Raw genomic sequence first — 22,002 nt, forward strand, 5'->3', positions numbered from 1 at the left:
ATGTTGCAGCTATTGGACTTCAGCTTCTTTTGTAGACTTATCCTCATATGTTGCCTCCTATATGGTTTCTGTTCGTCAGACCAGAGGTTTGCCTCGAGTTTCCTTCAGATTCCACATCGCTATAGACACCCTTACTGTCGGCTATGTGCTTACCGCTACATGGTCGCACTGGGGACTTTCACCCGTTAGAGTTCGCCCATGCTGGGCGAACAAAAAAACTCCAACCATTAGATTGGTTGGAGTGTGAACTAATATATTTATTATGCTTCTTGAACAGTTGAATAGACACTTACTTTTTTACGGTCACGACCAATGCGTTCAAATTTAACAACACCATCGACCTTTGCAAAAAGTGTATCATCTCCGCCGCGTCCTACATTTTCACCTGGATATATCTTAGTCCCGCGTTGGCGATATAAAATGGAGCCACCGGTAACAAACTGTCCGTCTGCGCGCTTTGCACCAAGGCGTTTTGCATGAGAGTCACGACCGTTTCTTGTACTACCAGCACCTTTTTTCTGTGCAAAGAATTGTAAATCTAGACGTAGCATTTGGCTGCACCTCCTTACTTATTTTCAATTTTAATAAATTGATGATATTCACGTTCTATCGTTTGCAGTGAAATAATCATACCTTCAAGTAGAAGTTGACTCTTCTCTTTTGTATTATCGTCTATTGACGCAGGAAAAGCTACATAAAGGTACCCACCATTTTCTTCTTGGTTAATTTCGAGGTTTATTTCACATATTTGCATAATTGCATTTACCGTACCAAAAGAAATAGCTGATACGCCTGCACAAACAAGGTCATATCCATAAGGTCCGCTTTCGGCATGACCTGAAAGTTCAAATGCTGTTATTTTATGATCTTTACGAAAAACAGTAATACTAATCATAAACATTAACCTTATTGATTAATTTTATCAACTACTAATTTTGTATAAGGTTGACGGTGTCCCTGTGTTCGATGGTAATTTTTTCTGCGTTTATACTTGAACACAGTAATTTTTTTCTGACGTCCTTGCTTTTCAACTTTTGCAGTTACAGTTGCACCTTCAACATATGGAGTGCCAACCTTAACATTGTCACCACCAACGAAAAGTACCTTATCAAAAGTTATCGTTTCATCTGCTTCCGCATCCACTTTCTCTACGTAAATCTCTTGTCCTTCAACAACTTTGAGTTGTTTACCACCTGTTTCAATAATTGCGTACATACTTTGCACCTCCTCAATTAACTAAGACTCGCCATACAGGTATTCTGAATGAATTTCCCACCTGTTCTGTGCGGTTGTAGCACTGGTGCTACAATGAATAACGTTAATATATTAACATGAATTCAAAATATTTGTCAAGCACATTTACACGTTCAATAACATGTGCTATAGGATAGACTTGGCAACTTCCCCTATTTTTTTATTATATTGATTTTCATAAAAATAACTTCGCAAACAATCATTTTCATCAATTGCTATTCGTTTTCGATTAGAAAACATAATGTATATTGGATGTTTTTTTTCACGCCTAAAAAGAAAAAAGACATTCATTAAAGAATTTTCTGATGAAACAGTGATTGGCTGTATCCCTTTAACAGTTGATTTTCCTTCATAACGATTTAACAAAAACCGAATAAATACGTAGTATCGGTACTTCCACTCTGTCCTATTTTCCATACAAAGAAAAATCATTAAAAGAAAAGCACTTAATGTAAATGGAAGAAAGATAAACTGCAATATTATGATTAGTAAACTTAAACTAATCGAAAATATAATAATCGCATGATAAGCTTTTCGGTATGGTAAAAAAGATGATAAATATAAAAAGAATAATCTACCACCGTCTAATGGCCATATTGGTAATAAGTTAAAAAGCAATATTGCAGTATTATAATAAACAATCAAATGTAAAATAGATGTAGGCAGTATATCACCAGTAGTGAAAAGAAAAACGATGAAAAATATAATTATGTGTTGAAAAGGTCCTGCAATGGTAACCAACACTTCCTCATATATTGGTTTATTACCATGTTCATCTGTATCCATGACCCCTCCAAACACCCATAACATGATACGTCTGATCCGCCATTGTAAAATTTGCGCCATCGTATAATGACCAAGCTCATGAATGAAGATAATGGACAAGATGATTGCTAGCTCCATAAATGTACCAGTCAGGATTGCAATTAAAATAAAAAAAAGCAAAATAGGATGAATATGGATAGATGGTATATTTTTAAAAATTGTCGTCAACTTTGATCACCTGAACAGGATCGATATATTCTTTATCTTTCTCAATTGAAAAATAAACTGTTTTATTATGGTCTGATGGTTTAAATTTCCCTAGCTTTTGATCAGCCGTAATGAATTGATATGGATGAACTTCGATAGAACTTAAATGGCCATATGTTGATTCGCTGCCATCCGCATGCTGTACAATCACTGTTTTATCTGTTTCACGATCATTACCTGCAAATACCACAACCCCATCTTGAAATGCGTTCACAGTATCGGTTTCGCTTGGAGTGATCATAACTCCTGTTCCATTAGCCTGAAATGATTCCGTTACACTTCCAGACACTGGTAGTGCCATTGATGGCTCTCTTTCTGTAGCTTCAGTTGATTTCGGTGAAAAAGTCAAGGGGGAACCAAATGTTTCTTGATACCAAAGATTTACACGAGCAAATGGAAATTCCTCTGTTAATGCATTACTCGTCCAACCCTTAGGTTTATCTAGGATTTCTTTATCTGTTTGTAATAATAAGGCTACACCAAAAAAAAGCATTACAGATAAAAAGCTTTTCAGAATTAATCCAGAGGCTACCTTACGACTGTCTTTGCTTGAAAACGCTGCATCAGGAAACGTTGAAAAATTGCCATGTCTCTCTTCATCTTGAGGTAATGTTGTGAATAAATACTTATTCAAATCCTCATTGGCATTGGCAGAAACATTACGCATTTTTTTTCGTTTTTCAATTGACTGTCTAATTTTTTTGATTTTTTTATTCATCATCCTCACAATCCTTTGTAAATATTTATACTAGGATATGTGGCTAATGGACAAGATATGAATCTCTGTTTTTTTATGCTCTTTGTCCAAAGAAACTTTTTACTTTTTGGAATATACTTTTCTTCTCTTCTAAAGATTGAAGAGGTACTGTTTCTCCTAAAATTCTACGAGCAATATTTCGGTAGGCAATCGAAGCTTTGGAGCTAGGGTGAATTACAACGGGCTCACCTTGGTTTGATGCTTTGATAACCTCATCGTCATCAGTAACAATTCCAATTAAATCAATGGAGAGGATTTGTACAATATCATCCACATCAAGCATGTCACCATTTTTCATCATATGGTTACGTATCCGATTAATAACTAGACTTGGAGGGTCTATATCTTCTTTTTCCAAAAGGCCAATTATCCGGTCCCCATCGCGGACACTAGACTTTTCCGGGGTGGTTACAACAATTGCTTTATCTGCTCCAACAATCGCATTTTGAAAGCCTTGTTCAATACCTGCCGGACAATCAATTACAATATAATCATAGTCCTGCTTTAATTCATTGATAATCTTTTGCATACCCGTACTTGTCACAGATGACTTATCACTTGTTTGTGCAGCTGGTAAAACAAACAAGGATTCAAAGCGTTTATCTTTAATAAGAGCTTGTTTTAATTTACATCTTTCTTCGATAACATCCACAATATCATATATAATTCGGTTCTCAAGGCCCATGACAACGTCCAGATTACGTAAACCAATATCGGTATCAATTAAACATACTTTTTTTTCCATTAAGGCTAAAGCTGTACCAATATTTGCAGTTGTAGTAGTCTTCCCTACGCCGCCTTTTCCTGAGGTTATAACAATTGCCTCACCCATTATGCATTCTCCTCTCAAAACCGCTTAAATCTTTTCGCAAGTGTGGAAGAACCTGAATACGATCAATAATTATTTTATCTTGTTTTTCATCTACAAGACCACATTCCATGTACACACCATCAGCTTCATAATCAGGAGCACGGCTGATATAGTCTGCGATCCGAAGCTGACTTGGCTTCATATAAGATGCTGCTATTATTGCATTTCTATCTCCTTCTTTCCCTGCATGTGCGATTCCTCGCAAATTCCCTAAGATATAAATATTTCCAGTGGAAATTACTTTGCCTCCTGGATTTACATCGCCAATTAACAATAGATCCCCAGTTACGTTTAAAATTTGTCCAGATCGAACTATTTTATTAACGGACTTAATTTCGCTTTCTTCCCGCCAAGCTAACGCTTCATCCTTGTGAACAACATTTGATTCAAAAGAATGAATTGTAAATCGATTTTCTTCACTTATTAAATATCGTAAATGTTCTTTTTGTACATTATTTAAATAACGATTTCCTAATTGAACTGTTACAGAAACAATCGGTTCTTCCTTGTTCGGACGACTTTCAGCTATTTTTTCACGAAGTTCATTAACCGCTTCTTCAAATGAACAAGAATCGTCAATAAGCAGAGTGAGCCCATCTCTTGTACCTTTAATCGTTATCCTCTGTTTACTGTCAAGCATGATAAGTTCACCTCATTAAAAAACTCTGTTCTATACTTTAATATTCATTCATTTTTAATAGAATTTATTATGTAATTTTAGAAGAGTTATAGAATGTATTCAACCAAGATAACAGCATTACAATATACGATTTCTATTTATTTGTTCTCTTCTCCATTCAACCAGTTGTTTTGTTATAAGTGGATACAAAACAATCAAAAATAACAGATTAGCTAGAATTGTGGGGAATAAGCGATAAAGAAAATAATTACCCCATCCCATATCCGTCATCCCAACTACAGTATAAATAAAATTAATGGATATATCTGTTAACACCGTACCAATCAACCCTAAAAAAAGAACTCCATAAATATTAGCGTGAATCATTTTTTTCAATCCATAAATGATGGATATAGAAAAGGCGTAAGAAAACATGTATACGCCTAGGACGCCTGTATAAACAATATCAATTAATAAACCAAATATAACACCGTAAATAACGGAAAAATGGGAGCTTTCCAAATCATAATATACGGCTATAAGCACTAAAAACATAAAAACCCAGTGAGGGATAATCCATGAATTATTAATGACCAATTTTGCAGGCAATAATTCCAGTGCTACACCTTCTAAAGTCATTAGAAAGAAGAGGATAAGTGGTAGATATAGTCGTTTCATTACTCTTTTTCCTCCTGCTCTTCATTTTGTTTATCATCCTTTTGTAGTTTTCTATCTACAACAATGACATGATTAATGTCATACATATTAGCAGCTGGTTTTATAAGGGCGGTACGAGTCAAACCATATTGGTCTGAAACAACTTCCTTAACTGTACCAATTAATAAGCCTGCCGGAAATACCCCTCCCATTCCTGAAGAAATTACCAATTCTCCTTCTTCAAGATCTTTCTTAGATTCTTCAATAATTTTAAATGATAAGGAGTTACTTTCTTCATCAAATTCCTCAATTAAGCCGAAAATGTCTTTTCCTTCTTCACGAGAAATCGTTGCAGATATCCGGTTAAATTCATCGAAACCAGTAATCAGCTGAACGGTAGATGTCAATTTAGAAACCGTCTGTACTTTGCCTATCATGCCTTCGGCAGTAATAACAGCCATATTAGGCTCTATTCCATGTTGTGAACCTTTATTAATAGTTACACGCTCCACCCAACGTTCAGGAGAACGGGATATAACCGTAGCTTGAATTGGGTCAAAATCTTGTATCGACTCTGTTTTTTCCAGGGTTTTTCTCAATTCATCATTATCTTCTTTCAATTCTTGAACTTCGTAAATAAGACTTTTGTACTCAGCTAACTTTTCTTTCAATATTTGATTTTCATTGTACGTATTTTTTAAATCATCTAGATTCCCAAAGATATTTGTAACAAATGTAACCGGAGCATGGATAACATTTTGAACCCATCCTACTGCATCCTGTATAAATTTCTCTGGTGTTGTTAAATTTTCCCTATTATTTAGAGAATAACCGATTAATGCAATCAAAATGATTATACCAATTAGTAAAACAAAGAATCGACGTTTATGAAAAAAAGACATAGAAACACCTACTTACGTATCCGTACTAGGACGAGAAGAAACATTCGGATGGGTTCGGAAATACTGAATGTATTCTAATGATTTGCCTGTTCCAATTGCTACACTATCTAAAGGATTATCTGCAGTGAACACAGGCATTTTTGTCTCATCGCTAATAACTTGATCTAAATTTCTTAAAAGAGAACCGCCGCCAGATAACACTATACCGCGATCCATAATATCAGCTACTAATTCGGGTGGCGTATTTTCTAATGTGTTTTTTACTGCCTCTACAATTTCGCTGATATTGTCTTGCAAAGAGATTGTTATTTCTTTAGCATTGATCGTAACTGTTTTTGGTAAACCCGTTACCAAATCCCGGCCGCGAATTTCCATTTCTTTATCTTCTACAGCCTCACTTGCTGAGCCAACATCCATTTTAATTGATTCGGCAGATCTTTCCCCAATCATTAAATTATAATGTTTACGAACATATTGAATAATTGCTTCATCCATATTATCTCCTGCTATACGAATAGAACGGCTGGTAACTATACCGCCCAGGGAAACAACTGCTACCTCTGTCGTCCCACCTCCAACATCCACAATCATACTTCCTGTAGGTTCCCATACCGGTAATCCGGATCCTATAGCTGCAGCAAAAGGTTCAGCGATTGGGAACACGTCTTTAGCTCCAGCTTGTTTTGTAGCATCCACAACTGCACGTTCTTCAACCATTGTAATACCAGAAGGTACACATATGATTACATTTGGCTTACTCGCTAAAAAAGAACGATTTTTCATTGCTTGCTTCAGATAATATTTCATCATGACAGCTGTTGTATCATAATCCGCTATTACCCCGTCTTTCATTGGGCGAACAACAGATATATTTCCTGGAGTTCGGCCAATCATCTTTCGAGCAGAACTCCCTACAGCTTCTATATCTCCAGTATTTATATTTTTAGCCACTACAGTAGGTTCTCTGACAATCACACCTTTACTTTTAGCAAAAACGAGGGTATTAGCGGTACCTAAGTCTATTCCGAGATCTTGTGACAAACTAAATCTTCCCAAAAAGTATCTTCCTTTCCAATCACAGTTCGTTTCTTTCATCCTTCACTACTATATCGATTTATAATATTTGTGGCAATGAAACTTCTTCTTTTTTATTTTACACCGAGTTCAATTTTTGTAAATGATTTTTTATATTATGAAGCTAATAGCGCCACTTTCAATAAATCATCGAAAAATGGCGCTAGATTACAATACATCTATTCAATTATACGAAAAAAAGAAAAAAATAGATAGTGTTAGAGATATCCTTTTTCTTTTAAAGATACGAATTTTCTGTTTCCAATGATTAAATGATCTAAAAGTTCTATACCTATCATTTTCCCCGATTCAACTAATCGTCTTGTTACACTAATATCCTCTTGGGAAGGTGTAGGATCGTAGGGTAGGAGCCATGCGCCTTGTTTTGTCCCAAATCAGGTTTCACAACTCCCCCCTCAGAACCGTACGTACACCTTTCAGCGTATACGGCTCGTCAGTTGACTAATCGGTATTTGCTTCTCATGGTGGTCATGATGGAATTTATAACAAAGGACAATGGTTTTCCTGTTGTGTTCTATCATTTTCTTGTTCAAGTATGTTAAATGTTTTTAACTCTTCAAGTCCTTTCATTTACGAACATGATGAACTTCCATCACACCTTCTGTCGTACCACACGCTTCACATTTATTCGCCATTAAACGCTGTTCAAGTTCAGTTCTGCCCGAATATTTTATGCATTTATCAAGACATCTATATCGGGGGAATCTGCTTTTATTGAACCTTTATGCTTTGGTAGATCTTTTAGCTTTACGAACTGATGAAGTTTTTCATTTCCATGTTTGCCTTTCATAATAAGGCATAAACTTGCCTGTTTATGTGTTCGCATGCTGGTTGCAACCTTCATAGAAGTACTTCTACGTTTATTAGCTATAGTTTTAACGAAACTACTTTCAGCTAGATAAAATAACCTATCTAAATGATGATAGTTATTGGCTAACTTATAGTAGTTTGCAATTCCACGTAGTTCAGCGTTATAGATATACAGAATTTCTAACTCCGAATTATTAATAAGTTTTGCTCGATGTATAATTTTAAAGCTGTCTAAATTACCATATCTGTTTTTTGTTGCAAATTCTTTAATTTTCTTTTCAGGAATTTCTAACTTAATAACACCTGATAAAATTCTCTTTTTCAATGGATGTTTTTGATTCTTGTAAGTGACCTTTTTGATCTTTATTTCATCCCAACTACGAAATTGATATCCAAGAAAAGGAATCGGCTTTTCTAAATGGGTAATGAGAGTTTTTTCATCGCTAAGGTCAAGGTTTAATTCATCTTTAAGAAATCGTTTGATTGTATTCTTCATGTTCACTGCACTTTGCTTTGAACCAGCAATCCCAATCACAAAATCATCTGCATAACGTACATATTTCATTCTTTGGTAGTTTCTGCCCCTTGGATCGATAATAGAGGTAACTTTTACTTGTTTTGCTTTAAGTTTCTGAATCTCAAGGATTAACTCACCTCTACCTTTCCATTGCATGTGATCGTTTCTTTGATCGAGTCTTTTAATCTTTTGTGATAACGTGCTAATTTTTGAACGGATCTTTCTATATTCCCCATTTCTTGCTCCTTTATCAAATTCCTTCAATTGTTTTTCCATAAAAAGGTCAAACTCATGGAGATAGATGTTAGCTAAAATAGGTGATATAATCCCACCCTGTGGTGTGCCACTGTAGGTTTTACGATACATCCAGTTCTCCATTACGCCACTAGTAAGTGCATTATGAACGAGAAGCAAGAAACGATGGTCATTTATTTTCTTTGAGATAAGTTTTATTAGTACCTTATGGTCAATATGGTCGAAGAAGCCTTTGATATCTCCTTCAATGCACCATGTTAGACCCTTCCACGTGCTTTTAATTTGGGATAGGGCTGTATGACAGCTTCTTTCCCCCCTAAAACCATGGGAGTTTTCTGAGAATGTCGGTTCATATACATTTTCCAATATCATTCTCATAACTTCTTGTACTAGCTTATCTTTGAAACTAGGAATTCCTAGTGGTCTCTTTTTCCCATTAGATTTAGGGATATAAACCCTTCTTACAGGTGCAAAACGGAATGTTCCAGCTTTTAATTGCTCTATGATACCTTCAATTTTTTGTAGACTGAAACCATCTATCGTGTCATCCGATATTCCTTGCGTTAGTTTTCCTGGATTTGGATATAGTTTGGCATAAGCATTCATCCACAACTCTTTTTTATACATTAAGCGGTAACAATCAGTAATGAATTTTCCGTTATGAGAAGCTTTCCTTATAACGTCTAACTGATGAAATGGATCTGTCGCCATATTCATGACTCCTTTCTCATTGACGTTAACATCAACCTGTCTCCCTTCCCCATGCTAAACTCATTACAAGCGAACGTTGGGTACTACGGAGACTCCGTTACCATATGCAATTTTCAGAGACCAAAATCTAATAGCCGTGTGGCGTTTGCATTTAGGTAATCCCTGCATTATGTCTTAATTTTAGATACGTGATGGTTAGGTATCCCTTTCGACGTTTTCCTCTAGTTGAGGATTGAAGGACAAAACCTTACTATGGGCAGAGTTCAGGAGATACCCAGCAGACACACAAGCAATGTGTCTCCCATTTTGCCCTCATTGCCTGTTAACTATCGTAGACAACGGCGCACCCATCGCTCATTCGTCTAGGATTTAAGCAGTTTAGCTTTTACCGTACACCACTTGGTCTGAAGAACTGACTCGACATTAGATAGTTTTGTCGTCTTTTCTCCTTTTCACATCATGCTCTGTTTCCTCTATGGGTTTCCCCTCAAGGTAAGATGCTGACCATAGAACATTGTAAGGAGTTCTAGATTTCAAAAGAAATCGCTAAAATTACGCACCTTGCAGGCGCACTCCAGAAGGGTGATTATGGGCGCATATAATAGAAGCTGCAGAACGTTTTACCGCTTCCCTATATACTTCCCGGGGATGTACGATTGAGGCATTTAAACTTCCGATAAAAATTGTTTGTCTGTGAATGATCTGATTTTTTGTATTAAGAAAGAGAACTACAAAATGTTCCTGAGGTAGATTACGCATCTCCTCCATGACATAATCAGCGCCATCCTCTGGTGAACGGATTGTATATCGTTCGTTTGGCTTATATTCATTCATTCTTTTACCAAGTTCAATTGCTGATAATATTACAACCCCCTTTGCTATGCCTATTCCTTTAATAGCTGTTAACTCCTCAATAGTCGCATCGTTTAATAATTTTAGTCCTTCAAAATGCATAAGTATCCGATTGGATAAAGACATAACGGATTCTTGTTTGGTTCCACTCCCGAGTAAAATAGCTAATAATTCCTGATTAGATAAATAGCTGGCCCCTAGTTTTAATAATCTTTCTCTTGGGCGGTCCTCCTTTGGTACATCCTTAATCATAATCGATGAAGTTGTCATTATGGTTCCTCCTTTTAAAATATATTATCAATAATAGTTGATAATATATTTTTGAACCAATCTGCAAAACCATCTTTTAAGGCAATATTTTGGTACTAAATTGCAAAAACACATAATGGAAATTCAATTTTAATTTTTTGCCTAGCTGAAAAAATACTTATTTTCTGCTTTCTATCTATTTTACATCATTTCATAATTATAGTTATGTTAATATTTTTTCATATTGTTGCCATAACACGAGCAAGAACTTCTGTATTTGCTTCTTATTTTTATGGTCCAGGTCATTAAGCGAATCGGTCATATAATCAGCAAATTTTGAAATCATTTTTGAATTCTGTGGTGGATTTTCAGCTAATTTTTCCCATTCTTTTTTTGGAAATGCTTCTTTATGATTCAATGATGTAAGTGTATCTTCCCATTGCTTCTGGTATGTCTTTAACCAATTCATTTCCCCTTTATTAAGTTCGGCTTCTATTTTACCTGTTTCCCATTCCTTAACATACAGTTCCATGTTTTCCTCTTTCATTGAAGCTGTATCCTGATTAGCCTTTTCCTTCGTACTTGCAATACCTGTCAGTAAATAATACTGATTATCTCTTTCCCATATAATCACTGGAAATCCAGATTGCTTGAACTTTTTTGCCCATTTATCAGCGTTCTCCTTTTCTGAGAAAACACCTCCCTGTATTACATAAGCAGTTAAAGATTTATTATCCATTGCAGTTGAAGTATTCTTGCTTTCATTGCCGGAATCATTTGTTGCAGCCACATTATCATTATTATCTCCTACTCCCTTATTGCCTGCATTGTCTTGTATACTTCCAAACATATTCAGCATAATAAAACCTAGTATAGAACCTGTAATAATTGCAGCTAAAATAGCTATCACAATAGGCTTCAAAGATCCCTTTATACTTTTATTATCAGACTTCATATTTTTGTACCCTCTAGCAAATGTTGGGACTGGAGCGTCAGTTTTTTCAATGGTAGCTGCCTGTTCATTATTCGTTTTAGAGCCTGCAGCAAAGTTATCTTTTTTTCGATTTGACTTCGCCCGCTTTCCATTCATGCGCACGACAATTGGTTTTTTATTTTCCATCTTTTCTTCCCTCGCTTTGCTAGTTGTAATAGTTTTACTCTAGCATAGGAAATTCAAAAAGAAAGCCGATTTTTGTCAATGCTTCTAAAATTCGTTCAACAAAATATGCCTTTTATTTGTAATATGCAGCACATCATTTTACTGAAAATATGTTCGAACAAGAGATATAAAATGAATGGAACCTGTTACAAAATAACACTGTTTATGAAAAGAATTTTCACTAATCCTTTTAATTGCATCTTTCCAATTTGGAAGCTGATATTTATTAGTTGCTGGAGTTAGTTCGTATAAAGTCTTTGTGCTTGCTGCTCTTGGATGGTCAAAACTTGTTAATGTTATTGAAATGAAATGCTTATGAAGTTCATCAAGCATCGTTTTTAAATCCTTATCTTTAAAGGCTGCAAATATAAGATGCTTATCCATGTTTTCATAATTTTCATTTACTGTATGTAAAAAAGACTGAACTCCTGCAGGATTATGCGCTCCATCCACGATAATCATAGGATCATGATGAACTATTTCAAATCTGCCAGCAATAACTGTTTTCCTCATTGCTTGAAGCACCTTATTCCACTGAAGACTATACCCATCTTCTATTAATTTCACTAAAGCCATTATTGCAATGGAAACATTTTTTAGCTGATGTTCTCCTTGCATTTGTATGTGAACTTGCAATTCAAATGAATTGATACGCCACATAAAACTTTGTTCGAATATGTCATTTCGAATAGATTCATAAGTGAAATTCACACCTAATTGGTAGAGGTCGGCCTGATTTAAGACCGCTTCCTCCTTGATTACCTTAAGAGCGTCTTGATGCATATCGCCAATAATGACCGGCCGATCACTCTTAATGATTCCAGCTTTATGATGAGCTATCTCTTTTATGCTATTTCCTAAAAAAACAGTATGGTCTTTTGCAACATTTGTTATAATGGATATAATAGGTTGAATACAGTTTGTTGTATCTTCACGGCCCCCCATCCCGGCTTCTATTAAGGCAATATCGACATGTTTTGCGAAATACAAAAAAGCAATCACAGTAATAATCTCAAACTCGGATGGATGCCTTTGTTCTCTGTCTAGCCGTTGAATCAGATGGTAAATATCATTTAAGATAGTTATGAAAGTATTTTCAGATATTGGACGATCGTTGATTTTCATGTATCCACATAAACCTGTAAGGCTTGGAGAAGTGAAAACTCCAACAAGATAGCTATTAGCTCTCAGAGCATGATCTAAATAAGATAGTGTTGACCCTTTTCCGTTTGTACCCGCAATATGAATAGCTTGTATCTGTTCTTGCGGATTACCGACCAATTCTAACAACTGTCTCATGCGTTCTAAACCTGGTTTTATTCCTATTTTTCTTCTGTATTCAAAAAAGTCTTCCACTTGTTGAATCGTTTCAAACATTTGTACACCACTCTCAAAAATCAGTTTTAAATACAAAAACAGTATATCAATTTAAGTATAGAAAGGAAATCAGATTGTGAGTTTACAAGGGTGGATTATATATAATGGCCAGATACCGGGGAGTAAATTCCTTGATTTTGCAGAATGGATTAAATGCTCAGCGGATCGAAAAGACAGTCATACTCAAATTTATAAAAATAATGAATTGCATTCATTGATCAGTAGTAAAAAAGTAACATTTTTAAAAAACAACCAAGATGATTTGCCAGATTATGTAGTGTTTACAGATAAAGATATTTATTTAGCAAAACAGCTTGAATTACAAGGTGTGCATGTGTTTAACAGCTCAGAAGCAATTGCTGTAAGCGATGATAAGATTTTGTCTTACCAACAATTAGCTCGGTATAACATACCTATACCTAAAACAATCATTGCGCCTAAAACGTTTCCTGGAATATCATCATTTGCTTCGCAAACCATTCAAGTAGCCATAGACACATTCGAATTTCCTATGATTGTAAAAGAAGCTTTTGGTTCGTTTGGCGAGCAAGTTTATCTCATCCATAACGAGCCGGAATTGATTAACAAAGTAAATGAGCTTCGAGGAAAACCGTTTATATTTCAAGAATTCATTGCTTCCAGCTATGGACAAGATATGCGATTACATGTCGTAGGAGATGAAGTAGTTGCAGCTATGAGAAGATATTCGACAAATGATTTTCGAGCAAATATCACAACTGGTGGAATGATGGAATCATACCATCCTACAAAGCTTGAGAAAGAGCTGGCAATTGCTGCTACAAAAGCAATTGGAGCTGATTTTGCAGGAGTAGATCTATTATTAGGACCAACGGGGAAACCAATAGTTTGTGAAGTTAACTCTAATGCACATATACGAAATATGTTTGATTGTACAAATATTAATGTAGCAGACTTTATGATCGACTATATTTTAGATAGATTAAAAGAAAAGTGAGTGGGTGTAGCATGATGCAAGAGGGCTGGTTAATTTATAACAAACAAGATGCAGAAAAAAACAAAACCTTTATTGATTGGTTTATCGGTGAAGCGTATTTACAAAATCTATCACTCAAATTAATTTTTAGAGAAGAATTAACCATTGGTATCATGAATAATGAACGTATCATTTATAAAAATGGCAAACGTATTACGCAACCGGATTTTGCAATCGTTCGTACGATTGAGCCACTATTAAATAAACACTTAGAAGCTTGCGGCATAACAGCTTTTAACTCTTCTAATGTAGCTCGAATTTGTAATAATAAAGCTTTGACACATCATTATATAACAGATTTATCCATCCCAATGGTAGATACAATCTACATAAAAAAAGAATTGATAACTGCTACTCCTCCTATTTCATATCCATTTGTTATCAAAGACGTCTTAGGGCGCGGGGGAAAACAGGTTTACATGATCGAAAACTACCAAGAATGGTTGGAAGGTATAGAAAAATATATCGAGAATGACATAATTATTCAAAGATGTGATGTACAACTCGGAAAAGATATCCGCGTTTTTGTGGTCGGCAAAGAAATTATAGGGGCAGTGTTAAGAATGAGTACTAATGATTTTAGAGCAAATTTCAAACTTGGTGGGTCTGCCCGCTGGTATGAATTAAATGATAATGAAACATCCATGATCAACAAAATAATAAATTATTTTGATTTCGATATGGTAGGTATTGATTTTTTAATTGGTGCAAATGGAGAAATGTTGTTCAATGAAATCGAAGATGTGGTAGGGTCTAGGACATTAAGTTCTGTTAGTCATATAAATATTTTGCGGGAATACGTGAAACATATCAAACAAAAACTCAGCAATTAGACAAAAAATAGGCTGTAACTTTTTATACAGCCTATTTTTTATTACTTTTTTAGTTCTGCTAGTCGTGCCTTAACTTTTGAATGTTTATCCAAATAATCTTTTTCTTTCTGTTTTTCCTGATCAACCACAGCCTTGGGTGCTTTGTTGACAAATCCTTCGTTCGCCAATTTCTTCTGCACGCGTTCTACTTCTTTGTTCCATTTCGTTAATTCTTTTTCTAATCGTTCAATTTCCTTATCAAAATCAATGAGCCCTTCAAGAGGCAAAAATAGCTCAACTCCTGTAACAACTGCAGTCATGGCTTTTTCCGGAACATCTACGTCTGTTCCAATTTTTAACTCACTCGGATTACAAAATTTTTCTAAATAATCACGTTCATTTTCAAGTTCTGTTACTATTTCATCATTTTCTGCGTGAATGAGCAATTTTATTTGTTTAGACATTGGTGTATCCACTTCAGCTCGGATATTTCTCACGGATTTAATGATCTCAACAAGTCTTTTCATTTGACTTGAAGCTTCTTCATCATGAAATTCTTCTCTTACTTTAGGCCACGAAGCTACGGTAATCGATTTTCCAGAATGCGGAAGCTTTTGCCATATTTCCTCCGTAATAAAAGGCATATACGGATGGAGCATACGCATTGTCTGATCTAAAACATAAGCAAGGACAGATCTTGTTGTATTCTTTTCTCTCTCATCTTCACCGTAAATTGGGAGCTTCGCCATTTCAATATACCAATCACACAATTCATCCCAGATGAAATTATATAAATAACGCCCTGCTTCCCCAAACTCATATTTATTAGTATTCTTCGTAACCTGTTCGATCGTTTCATTTAAACGAGTTAAAATCCACTTATCTGCTAATAACATTTCACCCGACAAATCAATGTCTTCATAAGTGAAACCTTCTAAATTCATTAACGAGAACCTTGAAGCATTCCAAATCTTATTAGCAAAATTCCATGTGGCTTCCACTTTTTCCCAATGAAAACGTAAATCTTGCCCTGGTGATGATCCAGTTAATAAGAAATAACGCAGCGAATCCGCACCATATTTATCGATAACATCCATCGGGTCAACACCATTTCCAAGTGATTTACTCATTTTCCTTCCCTCTGCATCGCGAATAAGCCCGTGAATTAGGACATCTTTAAATGGCCGCTCATTGGTAAATTCGATCGATTGAAAAATCATTCGTGATACCCAAAAGAAGATAATATCGTACCCCGTTACTAACGCATCAGTCGGAAAATAGCGCTTATAATCCTTTGCTCCTTCATCTGGCCACCCCATTGTGGAGAAAGGCCATAAAGCAGATGAGAACCAAGTGTCTAAAACATCCTCATCCTGCTCCCAATTTTCGCTATCAGATGGGGCTTCTTTGCCTACATATATTTCATTTGTTTCTTTATGATACCAAGCTGGAATACGATGTCCCCACCACAATTGACGAGAAATACACCAATCACGTATGTTTTCCATCCAATGTAAATAAGTTCGCTCAAACCGTTCAGGGACGAAATTGACTTTTTTATTTCCTTGTTGTAGTTGAACGGCCGCTTCAGCCAGTGGTTTCATGTCTACAAACCATTGTGTTGATAAATATGGCTCGACAACAGCTCCACTGCGTTCTGAATGTCCTACTTGATGCGTATGATCTTCGATTTCAAATAAAACTCCCTGATCTTGCAAATCTTTTACAATTTGCTTGCGGCATTCAAATCGATCAAGTCCTGCATATTTTCCAGCGTTTTCATTCATTGTGCCATCTTCATGCATGACTAATATTCGTTCTAATTCATGACGATTACCGATTTCAAAGTCATTCGGATCATGCGCAGGGGTAATCTTAACAGCACCAGAACCAAGTTCCATATCTACATAGCTGTCCGCAACAATTTTGATTTCCCTGCCGACAATTGGTAAGATTACCGTTTTTCCTATAAGATGTTTATACCGATCATCTTCCGGATGAACAGCTATGGCTGTGTCACCTAACATGGTTTCGGGACGTGTTGTTGCTATTTCAATATATTCATCACTATCTTTTAACGGATAGCGCATATGGTAAAAATAGCCCTGTATTTCTTCATAAATAACCTCAATATCTGATAAAGCTGTTTTAGTTTGCGGGTCCCAATTAATAATGTACTCACCACGGTATATGATTCCCTTTTCATACAATTTCACAAAAACTTCACGTACTGCATTAGATAATCCTTTATCCATCGTAAATCGCTCGCGGGAATAATCAAGGCCAAGACCTAATTTTTCCCACTGCTGTCGAATAAAGTCCGCATATTCTTCCTTCCATTCCCATACAGTTTCTAAAAATTTATCACGTCCCAAATCATGACGGGTCTTTCCTTGCTCTCTTAATTTGGCTTCCACTTTTGCTTGTGTCGCAATTCCTGCATGGTCCATTCCAGGCAGCCATAATACATCATATCCTTGCATACGTTTCATCCGGGATATGGTATCTTGCATCGTTGTATCCCAGGCATGACCTAAATGTAATTTACCTGTGACGTTAGGCGGTGGAATAACGATCGTATACGGATCCTTTTTACTGTCTTCTGTAGCTTCGAAAAATTTACCATCTAACCAAAATTTATACCGATTTTTCTCTACCTCATTTGGATTGTATTTTGATGGTAGGGAATTCGATTGTTCATTCATACCTTACTCCTCCTATTTAAAATATAAAAAGCCCTTTCATCCATAAAAGGACGAAAAGGCTATATTTCCGTGGTACCACCTTTGTTTACAAGTTATAATAAACTTGCACACTCAATGATTGATAACGGTCAATGTCCGGCTTCTTCTACTCCTTTTCAAAGAAGCTGCTACAAGGGCGACTTTCCAAGAGTATTTATTTCCTAGGAAATTCTCAGCTGCTATTTCCCTCTCTTTAGGTAATACTTTGTACTTTTTCCTTATCATTGCATTTGGGATTCATTTATGGTTTTATTTTACCTATTACTCCTTATAAAAGCAAATTTTAACCTCATTTTTGTACCAAAAGCGTTTTTATATACATATCTTATTAGAAATACTTCTTAAAGTGCATCATTATTATCAAAGAGGTGAACCATATGGCAAGATTTTATCGACATCGATTACCTCCGTGGGCACGACATTGTATTATTGTAGTAGAAAAAGTTACATTACCTATTATGATATTTCAGTTAATACGTACCTTGTTTTTTCCAACAACGCTTGATGTATTTTTATTAGGGATATTAGTTGGTTTATTTGTAGCTTTTTATTTGGAATGGATTTAACTTTCTATATCGTCTAAATCAATTGTGTCATATACTTTCCCAACGTACTCTGAAAAGCGTAATCCAAAAGTTAATCTCCGATAGATACGTTGTAAAGCTTTTACTTGATTAATCATTGAAAGTGACGAATTTCTATTGATATATTGCTCCACAACTGTTATATATTCTGAAGTGTCTAATAAATAAATTGCTAGTAAATAAAGCTCACTCAACGTTAATTCATTTTCCTTCATATAAGTAGAAAATGATTCCAAAAGAGCCTCAATGTCTATGTCATAAGAATTTACTTCATGATTGAAAAAATATGCGAGATCATGTATGGGATTCTCATAATGTGCTTTTTCCCAATTTATAATTTGTACATCAAGATGATGAGATGTCAGTAAATTACCATGACATAGACAATAATTCCATGTAGGATCTCTATTGAATTCTTCTAAAAATTGTTTCACTCTCTTTTGATTTTCCTTTAATATCAATTCCAAGTCTTTGTATTGCGTGCAAACCAACAATTCAAATGGGGACATATATCGAACTTTCTCAAAATCCCCCAGATAATGTAGAAGTATTTGCTGCGCTTCTTCACAGCGATTCATATATGTATGAAATTGATTATTCATGTTTTCTGTTTCAACGGAATATGTAACCTTTGTTGCAGCATGAACCCTTCCTATACTCTGGTATAATTGTTTCACGTTGAATTTTCCAGCTTTTATCCAGGGGGTTAAATAAAATATTGTACCATCTATTTCTTTATAAAGATGGCCTTGTTTTGTTAAATATACAGGCAATACATTAACTATATTTTTCACTTTTGCTTGATGCAATACATGTTCCCAATTTTCAATAGATTCCTTTGTTAATGCACTTCTTTTGAGCGCATACATTTTCTGTGCATCCTCAATTCGAACCGTGTTACTTGATATTTGATCCATTTTTAAAGGAGAAATAGCATATGCTTCCAAAACGTCATTAATTTTTTCCAATATTTATCCCTCTTCCTCGAAAGGATGAAGATACCCCTAGCATTTGCAAGGGGTATCATTTCTTATTTCTTCCTATTTGGTATATATAATAATTGTCCTGCAAATAGGTCATCTCCATCTAGTTGATTTTGTTTTAATAACTGCAAGGTTGGTATTTGATAACGTTCAGCAATGGATTCGATTGTATCTTTATCTTGTACAATACAAAGTCTCATCCGAGCATACTGCTCCTCGCTATCATCATCTCTAAACATATCTGATAGATAGCTGACATCCGCTTTAGACTCTAAACTGCTTTCAAGGGAAGTCAATGTATCTTCAGCTTCCTCGTTTGTTGATTCCAGCTCTAGATATTCTTCCTCTTGCAACTTACTAGCGCCTTCAGAAGGAGCAGTACTTTCAAAAAATTCTTCTAGTGTTTGTGATTTTTTATTTTTTTCTCTATCTTTTTCTAATGATGTCTCGTCTGCATCTTGTGTTTCCAAAGCGGAACTCGTTGTGTCCCCATCAGTCGCTGGTTCATATTGATTTTCTGCTTTTAGATCAAATGTGAAGCTTTCTTCTTCATTGGAGATTATAGGCTCAGATTCCGAAAAATTTTTCCTATCTTCAGTATTCGTTTCCTCCATTACATCATGTTCCATACTACGTATAGCTGGGGTTTGTTTTATCTCTTCGTCATTCTTTTCGGAAAGTTTCTTTATTTCATCAGGATCTGTATCAACTTCGTTCTCTATAATTTCGTTTCGTGTTTCATTTTCATGGGAATTACTTACTTTTTGTTGTTCTTCTATTACATCAGCCGGCTCGATAGAATCATGATTCTCAATCGATTCATGATCAATTGTCTTGCGGGTATCAACTGGTTGAGGTTCACTATTTTCAGTATTTAGCCCATGAATATCAATCGTTGATGTTAGGTTTAATTGATTATTCATAGGCACCTCGTAATCAAATGACTCAATACTTACTGTTATTTGATTCATGTCTTTCACCCGATAGGAAGGTACTGATATTTCTACAGGAAAACGATGAGAAAAGCTTGCTGTATTGACATCTATATCTGTAATTCTTTCCATAAATCGCTGGGAGGGGGTATTGTCAATATCAGCAATTTTTTGCTGGTTTTCCTCACTCCCTTCAACTTTTTGATATTCTCCTTGTAATTCAATTACTCCTCTGATTGAAACATATTCATTAAAAGGTTGTATGGAAATTTCGGGTTCTAAGGCTATTTGTATCATTTCTTCAACTTCCTGTCCCTTTTCAAAATAAAGAGACTCATTTAACTCAAAACTAAATTTTTGTTGATCGTGTGACAATTCAAAAATTCCTCCCTTCAACCTAACTCTTCGATAATTATCTGTCTTAAATCACTATATGTGTAAGAAACATAAGTTATGCGCATTTTATTAATGAAGCTTTTACAAAAATAAAAAACTATTCTTTTAGAATAGTTTTTTATGTGATCACTTTTCAATTTTAGAAAATGCATTGTGTACGGCTTTAATTGTATACTCAATGTCTTCATCTGTATGAGCTGTAGACAGAAACAATCCTTCAAACTGAGAAGGCGGAAGAAACACTCCTTCTTCAATCATTGCCCTGTAATATTGAGCAAAATAATCAAGATTGGATTTTTGGGCGGTTTCATAATTAATTACAGAGTCATCTGTAAAAAACACCCCAAACATAGAGCCCGAACGATTAATGTGTAAAGGAATATCAAATTCTGCTGCTGCTTGTCTAAAACCTTCAACTAATTTATCTACCTTTTGGTTAATTTCTTTATACGAAGATTCGTCCAAAGCATTTAACGTTTCATATCCAGCTGTCATAGCTAATGGATTCCCTGATAATGTACCCGCCTGATATATTGTTCCAGTTGGTGCAACATTCTCCATAATTTCACGTTTACCGCCATAAGCACCTACTGGTAATCCCCCGCCGATAACTTTTCCTAAGCAGGTTAAGTCAGGTGTTACTCCAAAGTGTCCTTGTGCGCAATTATACCCTACGCGAAAGCCCGTCATTACCTCATCCATAATAAGAAGAGAGCCATTTTCTTCTGTTATCGTACGAAGGTCTTGCAGGAAGTTTTCTACCGGGGGTACAACACCCATATTCCCTGATACAGGCTCAACGATTACTGCCGCTATATCCTTACCATAACGTTCAAATGCAGAACGAACACTTGCAATATCATTATAGGGTACAGTTATTGTGTTACTGGCAATGGATTCAGGAACACCGGGGCTATCAGGAAGTCCTAATGTAGCTACACCAGAGCCAGCTTTAATTAATAAAGAATCCCCATGTCCATGATAATTTCCTTCAAATTTAAGAATCTTATCTCTACCTGTATAACCTCTAGCAACACGTAAAGCACTCATGGTAGCTTCTGTTCCAGAGTTTACCATGCGAAGCATTTCTACAGAGGGTACACGATCAATCACAAGTTGAGCTAGCTTATTTTCTAGCGTTGTCGGTGCACCAAAGCTTGTCCCTTTTGCTGCTGTTTCCTGTAGTTTAGTCACTACACGCTCATCAGCATGTCCTAAGATTAGTGGTCCCCAACTAAGAACATAATCAATGTATTCATTTCCATCAATGTCGATGATTTTGGAGCCTTTGCCTTCCTGCATGAATATTGGGGACATTTCCACTGATTTAAATGCTCGTACAGGGGAGTTCACTCCGCCGGGCATCAAATCAACTGCTTCTTTATAGGCGTCAACTGAATGATCAAATTTTCTCATAAT

20 protein-coding genes, 2 pseudogenes and 2 other annotated features are annotated in these 22,002 nt (G+C 35.6%); of the genes and pseudogenes, 3 read left to right on the forward strand and 19 right to left on the reverse strand.

The window, feature by feature from the left end; genetic code table 11:
• Positions 1 to 260: 260 nt before the first annotated feature.
• The 15 genes and pseudogenes from rpmA to J2Z81_RS02955 all read right to left on the reverse strand — a co-directional run bounded on the left by rpmA (position 261) and on the right by J2Z81_RS02955 (position 13,117).
• Complete coding sequence (gene rpmA, locus J2Z81_RS02885; RefSeq protein WP_226370666.1) at positions 261 to 551, reverse strand: 50S ribosomal protein L27; 291 nt, start codon at positions 549 to 551, stop codon at positions 261 to 263.
• 14 nt (positions 552 to 565) lie between these two features.
• Positions 566 to 895, reverse strand: a complete 330-nt coding sequence (locus J2Z81_RS02890) for a ribosomal-processing cysteine protease Prp (RefSeq protein ID WP_226370667.1) — start codon at positions 893 to 895, stop codon at positions 566 to 568.
• A gap of 11 nt (positions 896 to 906) precedes the next feature.
• Positions 907 to 1,215 carry a 50S ribosomal protein L21 gene (rplU, locus tag J2Z81_RS02895; protein ID WP_029268624.1) on the reverse strand — a complete coding sequence of 103 codons (309 nt, stop codon included), beginning with the start codon at positions 1,213 to 1,215 and terminating at the stop codon, positions 907 to 909.
• Between the two features lie 14 nt (positions 1,216 to 1,229).
• Positions 1,230 to 1,301 (reverse strand) — a sequence feature (ribosomal protein L21 leader region).
• Positions 1,302 to 1,380: 79 nt separating this feature from the next.
• A complete protein-coding gene (locus J2Z81_RS02900) occupies positions 1,381 to 2,247 on the reverse strand; it encodes a site-2 protease family protein (protein ID WP_029268621.1) in 867 nt (288 codons plus the stop codon).
• On the reverse strand, positions 2,231 to 3,004 hold the full coding sequence (locus J2Z81_RS02905; protein ID WP_226370668.1) for a M23 family metallopeptidase: 774 nt from the start codon (positions 3,002 to 3,004) through the stop codon (positions 2,231 to 2,233). The genes J2Z81_RS02900 and J2Z81_RS02905 overlap by 17 nt, the downstream gene beginning before the upstream one ends.
• Before the next feature lie 73 nt (positions 3,005 to 3,077).
• Positions 3,078 to 3,875, reverse strand: coding sequence for a septum site-determining protein MinD (gene minD / locus J2Z81_RS02910; protein WP_029268617.1), 798 nt, complete (start codon positions 3,873 to 3,875; stop codon positions 3,078 to 3,080).
• The gene (gene minC, locus J2Z81_RS02915) at positions 3,868 to 4,554 is read right to left on the reverse strand and encodes a septum site-determining protein MinC (protein ID WP_226370669.1); all 687 of its coding nucleotides are present in this window, start codon (positions 4,552 to 4,554) and stop codon (positions 3,868 to 3,870) included. Before minC ends, minD begins: the two co-directional genes overlap by 8 nt.
• Positions 4,555 to 4,671: 117 nt before the next feature.
• Positions 4,672 to 5,211, reverse strand: a complete 540-nt coding sequence (gene mreD, locus J2Z81_RS02920) for a rod shape-determining protein MreD (RefSeq protein WP_029268614.1) — start codon at positions 5,209 to 5,211, stop codon at positions 4,672 to 4,674.
• Positions 5,211 to 6,092: a rod shape-determining protein MreC gene (gene mreC / locus J2Z81_RS02925; RefSeq protein ID WP_226370670.1), complete on the reverse strand. Its 882-nt coding sequence runs from the start codon at positions 6,090 to 6,092 to the stop codon at positions 5,211 to 5,213. The genes mreD and mreC overlap by 1 nt, the downstream gene beginning before the upstream one ends.
• A gap of 12 nt (positions 6,093 to 6,104) precedes the next feature.
• Positions 6,105 to 7,148, reverse strand: coding sequence for a rod shape-determining protein (locus J2Z81_RS02930; RefSeq protein ID WP_029268610.1), 1,044 nt, complete (start codon positions 7,146 to 7,148; stop codon positions 6,105 to 6,107).
• 236 nt (positions 7,149 to 7,384) lie between these two features.
• A pseudogene (locus J2Z81_RS02935) lies at positions 7,385 to 7,525 on the reverse strand (JAB domain-containing protein); the annotation flags it as partial.
• A 78-nt stretch (positions 7,526 to 7,603) separates the two neighbouring features.
• Positions 7,604 to 9,480: pseudogene (locus J2Z81_RS02940) on the reverse strand (reverse transcriptase domain-containing protein).
• A 552-nt stretch (positions 9,481 to 10,032) separates the two neighbouring features.
• Positions 10,033 to 10,602: a RadC family protein gene (gene radC, locus J2Z81_RS02945; protein ID WP_029268606.1), complete on the reverse strand. Its 570-nt coding sequence runs from the start codon at positions 10,600 to 10,602 to the stop codon at positions 10,033 to 10,035.
• A gap of 202 nt (positions 10,603 to 10,804) precedes the next feature.
• Positions 10,805 to 11,701 carry an SPOR domain-containing protein gene (locus J2Z81_RS02950; RefSeq protein WP_029268603.1) on the reverse strand — a complete coding sequence of 299 codons (897 nt, stop codon included), beginning with the start codon at positions 11,699 to 11,701 and terminating at the stop codon, positions 10,805 to 10,807.
• 138 nt (positions 11,702 to 11,839) lie between these two features.
• Positions 11,840 to 13,117, reverse strand: a complete 1,278-nt coding sequence (locus J2Z81_RS02955) for a bifunctional folylpolyglutamate synthase/dihydrofolate synthase (protein WP_226370671.1) — start codon at positions 13,115 to 13,117, stop codon at positions 11,840 to 11,842.
• Between the two features lie 76 nt (positions 13,118 to 13,193).
• On the opposite strand from J2Z81_RS02955, the gene J2Z81_RS02960 reads away from it, so the two are divergent.
• Together J2Z81_RS02960 and J2Z81_RS02965 are read left to right on the forward strand one after the other, a co-directional pair.
• A complete protein-coding gene (locus J2Z81_RS02960) occupies positions 13,194 to 14,093 on the forward strand; it encodes an ATP-grasp domain-containing protein (RefSeq protein WP_029268599.1) in 900 nt (299 codons plus the stop codon).
• 14 nt (positions 14,094 to 14,107) lie between these two features.
• Positions 14,108 to 14,965, forward strand: a complete 858-nt coding sequence (locus J2Z81_RS02965) for an ATP-grasp domain-containing protein (RefSeq protein WP_029268598.1) — start codon at positions 14,108 to 14,110, stop codon at positions 14,963 to 14,965.
• A 41-nt stretch (positions 14,966 to 15,006) separates the two neighbouring features.
• Here the strand turns inward: J2Z81_RS02965 and J2Z81_RS02970 are convergent, their stop codons facing one another.
• Entirely contained in the window at positions 15,007 to 17,649 is a 2,643-nt protein-coding gene (locus tag J2Z81_RS02970) for a valine--tRNA ligase (protein ID WP_226370672.1), read from the reverse strand.
• Positions 17,650 to 17,692: 43 nt separating this feature from the next.
• Positions 17,693 to 17,922, reverse strand: a binding site (T-box leader).
• Positions 17,923 to 18,065: 143 nt separating this feature from the next.
• Here J2Z81_RS02970 and J2Z81_RS02975 point away from each other — a divergent pair.
• Complete coding sequence (locus J2Z81_RS02975) at positions 18,066 to 18,254, forward strand: hypothetical protein (RefSeq protein ID WP_029268594.1); 189 nt, start codon at positions 18,066 to 18,068, stop codon at positions 18,252 to 18,254.
• On the opposite strand, the gene J2Z81_RS02980 is transcribed toward J2Z81_RS02975, so the two are convergent.
• The 3 genes from J2Z81_RS02980 to hemL all read right to left on the reverse strand — a co-directional run bounded on the left by J2Z81_RS02980 (position 18,251) and on the right by hemL (position 21,999).
• Positions 18,251 to 19,240 (reverse strand): phosphotransferase, encoded by a 990-nt coding sequence (locus tag J2Z81_RS02980; protein ID WP_029268592.1) that lies wholly within the window; start codon positions 19,238 to 19,240, stop codon positions 18,251 to 18,253. The genes J2Z81_RS02975 and J2Z81_RS02980 overlap by 4 nt on opposite strands.
• 62 nt (positions 19,241 to 19,302) lie before the next feature.
• The gene (locus tag J2Z81_RS02985) at positions 19,303 to 20,562 is read right to left on the reverse strand and encodes a LysM peptidoglycan-binding domain-containing protein (protein ID WP_226370673.1); all 1,260 of its coding nucleotides are present in this window, start codon (positions 20,560 to 20,562) and stop codon (positions 19,303 to 19,305) included.
• Positions 20,563 to 20,709: 147 nt separating this feature from the next.
• A complete protein-coding gene (hemL, locus tag J2Z81_RS02990) occupies positions 20,710 to 21,999 on the reverse strand; it encodes a glutamate-1-semialdehyde 2,1-aminomutase (protein WP_029268588.1) in 1,290 nt (429 codons plus the stop codon).
• Between the last annotated feature and the right edge of the window lie 3 nt (positions 22,000 to 22,002).

Origin of the sequence: Virgibacillus alimentarius (assembly GCF_017874635.1) — a bacterium.
GTDB lineage: Bacteria > Bacillota > Bacilli > Bacillales > Amphibacillaceae > Virgibacillus_B > Virgibacillus_B alimentarius.